Below are 3,646 nucleotides of genomic sequence, written 5' to 3' on the forward strand. Positions count from 1 at the left end.
GCCCCCGGCCCCCTCCGGTTCGCCGTGCTCGGGCCCGTCCGGGCCTGGCGGGGTGGCGAGCCGGTGCCCACCGGCTCCCCCCAGCAGCGGGCCCTGCTCGCCGCGCTGCTCCTGCGGGGCGGGCGCACCGCCACCGCCGCCGAACTCATCGACGCCCTCTGGGGCGAGGAGTCCCCCTCGCAGGCCCTCGCGGCCGTGCGGACGTACGCCTCCCGGCTCCGCAAGGCCCTCGGACCCGAGGTCCTCGTCAGCGAGTCCGGCGGCTACGCCCTGCGCACCCCGGCCGCCTCCCTCGACGTCGACACCGCCCAGGAGCTCGGCGCCGAGGCCGAGAAGCTGCGGGCCGCCGGGGACCGCGCGGGCGCCCGCGACCGGCTCGCCGAGGCCCTGGACCTGTGGAACGGCGAGGTGCTGGCCTCCGTGCCCGGGCCGTACGCCGACACGCAGCGGACCCGGCTGGAGGAGTGGCGGCTCACCCTCCTGGAGACCCGGCTCGACATCGACCTGGAGGTCGGCGCGCATGCGGAGGCCGTCTCCGAGCTGACCGCCCTCACCGCCGCGCACCCCCTGCGGGAGCGGCTCCGCGAGCTGCTGATGCTCGCCCTCTACCGGAGCGGCCGGCAGGCCGAGGCGCTCGCCGTGTACGCGGACACACGACGGCTGCTCGCCGACGAACTGGGTGTCGATCCCACACCCGAACTCTCCCGGCTCCAGCAGCGCATCCTCCAGGCCGACGCCGAACTCGCCCGCCCTGTCGAGGAGTCAGGACCGGCCGCCCCGCCCGTCGCCCGTCCCGCGCAACTCCCCGCGACGGTCCCGGACTTCACCGGCCGCGCCCCGTTCGTACGGGAGCTGGGCGCCCGGCTGGCCACCGCCGAGGGGCACGTCATGGCGGTGTCGGCGCTGGCCGGCATCGGCGGGGTCGGCAAGACGACGCTCGCCGTGCACGTCGCGCACGAGGCACGGCCGCACTTCCCGGACGGGCAGCTGTACGTCGACCTCCAGGGCGCTGGCTCGCGCGCCGCCGCGCCCGAGACCGTCCTGGGCTCCTTCCTCCGCGCCCTCGGCACCCCCGACTCGGCCATCCCGGACTCCCTCGACGACCGGGCGGCGCTCTACCGCTCGACCCTCGACGGCCGGCGGGTCCTGGTCCTCCTGGACAACGCCCGGGACGCGGCCCAGATCCGCCCGCTGCTGCCGGGCACGGCGGGCTGCGCGGCGCTGGTGACCAGCCGCATCCGAATGGTCGACCTGGCCGGAGCGCACCTGGTGGACCTCGACGTGATGTCCCCCGAGGAGGCGCTCCAGCTCTTCACCCGGATCGTCGGCGCCGAGCGGGTCCAGGCGGAGCGGGAGGCGGCGCTGGACGTCGTGGCGGCCTGCGGGTTCCTGCCGCTGGCCATCCGCATCGCCGCGTCCCGCCTGGCGGCGCGCCGCACCTGGACGGTCTCGGTGCTGGCGGCGAAGCTCGCCGACGAGCGGCGCCGGCTCGACGAGCTCCAGGCGGGCGACCTCGCGGTCAAGGCCACCTTCGAACTCGGCTACGGGCAGCTGGAACCGGCCCAGGCCCGCGCGTTCCGCCTGCTCGGCCTCGCCGACGGCCCGGACATCTCGCTCGCGGCGGCCGCGGCGGTCCTCGACCGGCCGCTCTGGGACACCGAGGACCTCCTGGAGGCGCTGGTCGACACGTCCCTCCTGGAGTCCGCGGCGCCCGGCCGCTACCGCTACCACGACCTGGTGCGGCTCTACGCGCGTGCGTGCGCGGACCGCGACGAGCAGCCGCCGTCGGAGAAGGACGCGGCGCTCTCCCGGCTCCTGGACTTCTACCTGTCGACGGCGGCGGGGGTGTACGCGATCGAGCGGCCCGGCGACCGCCTGGTCGACCACCTGGAGCCCACGGCGCACGAGGGCCTGTCCTTCACCGACCGCCACGAGGCGCAGGACTGGCTCTACGCGGAGGCGAACTGCCTCCTGGCCTGCGTCCGCCAGTCGGCCGCGTCCCCGACGACACTGCGCCGCGGGGTGGACCTGCTGTGGGCGTCGCTGGACCTCGGGGAGTCGGGGGCGAACTCCAGGGAGTTCGAGGCGACCGGGGTCGTCGTCCGTGATGCGGCGCGCAGCCACGCCGACGCCAGGGCCGAGGGCCGCGCGCTCATGGTCCTCGCGGGGGTCCACCACACGGCGGGCCGCTTCGCGGAGGCGGACCGGGACGCCGAACTCGCCCTGCCGCACGCGGACGGGGCCGGGGATCCGCTGCCGGCCTGCTGGTCCGCCAACGCCCGGGGCATCATCGCGCTCTACCAGAACCGCTTCGAGGAGGGCGAGCAGTACCTCACCCAGGCGATCGAAAGGTTCCGCGAGATCGGGGACCAGCCGGGGGAGGCGAGCGCCCTCTGCAACCTGTCGCGCATCCACCTGGCCATGGGACGGACCCCGAGCGGCATAGCACTCGCCCGCCAGGGAACCGAGATCTACGACGCGATGGGACACGCGCTCCGGGGCGCCAACGGACGGTACGCCCTCGGGCTCGCCCTCACCCAGGACGCCCAGCTGGCCGCGGCGGCCGAACAGCTCCGCGAGGCGCTGGCGGTCTTCGCCGACAGCAGGCAGCGGCTGTGGGAGGGCATGACGCTCTTCCGGCTGTCCGAGGTGGACCTCGCCGCCCACCGACACGCACAGGCGGCGTCGAACGCCGAGATGGCCCTCACGGTGCTGCGCGGCATCGGGGGCGAGTGGCGGCGGGGCAACGTCCTCACCGTCCTCGGCCGCGCCCTCTTCGGCATCGGTCAGAGCGGCCGGGCGCTGGTCTGCTGGCAGGAGGCACTGGGCATCTTCGACGCCCTCGGAGCCCCGGAGGCCGCCGGGGTGCGTGCGCTGCTGACACCGGCAACGGCCGCGTAGACGTCTCGGGCCAGGGCGTTCATCGTTCGTTTATCGCCACCCGACATGCTCTTCTCAGACGATCCGCCGCGTCGGGGGGCACGCGGGTCGCCGATGAGGGCCACTGCCCCTGAGTACTAGGGTGATCGGCCCCCGGAGATTCGCCCAGCTGTCCACGGGGGAACGGCTGGGCGGATCTCCCCCATCTCGGACATCACACGCAGGAGTTGACGAGCATGACCGACCCGATCAAGCAGGAACCGCTCATCACCACCAAGGACATGCACGCCACGTCCGAGCCGGCCATCGACGCGATCACCGAGAAGATCACGGGTGACCGCGACGAGTCCATCGCCACCAAGGACATGCACGCCACGTCCGAACCCGCCATCGACGCGATCACCGAGAAGATCACGGGTGACCGCGACGAGTCCATCGCCACCAAGGACATGCACGCCACGTCCGAACCGGCGAAGTAGACCACTCCCGACGGGGAGAGGCCGCGGCGGCGACTTCGGGGGAGCCGCCGGGGCCCGCGGTCCGGTCGACGGGGGAGCACACGGGCCCGGGGGACGCCCGGGACGGAACCAGGGGGATCCGTCCGGGCTGGACCCGTGCGCAACGCGATCGGACCACCGCAGAAGAGGGGCCGGGCACCTGCCCGGCCCCTCCGGCGTGCCCGGGGGGGCGGGCCCGGCGCCCAGCGGACCCGGCACCCCCGTGACCTGCCGCCCCGGCGACCCGCGGGCCCGGCGACCCGGCGCCC

2 protein-coding genes are annotated in these 3,646 nt (G+C 75.0%); both read left to right on the forward strand.

Features of this window, described 5'->3' with window-relative positions; translation table 11 throughout:
• The coding region (locus EAO70_RS15675; RefSeq protein WP_261992888.1) for an AfsR/SARP family transcriptional regulator at positions 1–2,901 on the forward strand (2,901 nt) is incomplete at its 5' end.
• Positions 2,902–3,116: 215 nt separating this feature from the next.
• Positions 3,117–3,359, forward strand: coding sequence for a hypothetical protein (locus tag EAO70_RS15680; protein WP_261992889.1), 243 nt, complete (start codon positions 3,117–3,119; stop codon positions 3,357–3,359).
• Positions 3,360–3,646: the final 287 nt, after the last annotated feature.

The sequence above is a fragment of the Streptomyces sp. adm13(2018) genome, from assembly GCF_008042145.1.
Lineage (GTDB): Bacteria > Actinomycetota > Actinomycetes > Streptomycetales > Streptomycetaceae > Streptomyces.

What these genes read in the sequence shown, in the direction of transcription:
- EAO70_RS15680 (WP_261992889.1), top strand. Translation starts at nt 3,117, where the DNA reads ATGACCGACCCGATCAAGCAGGAACCGCTCATCACCACCAAGGACATG.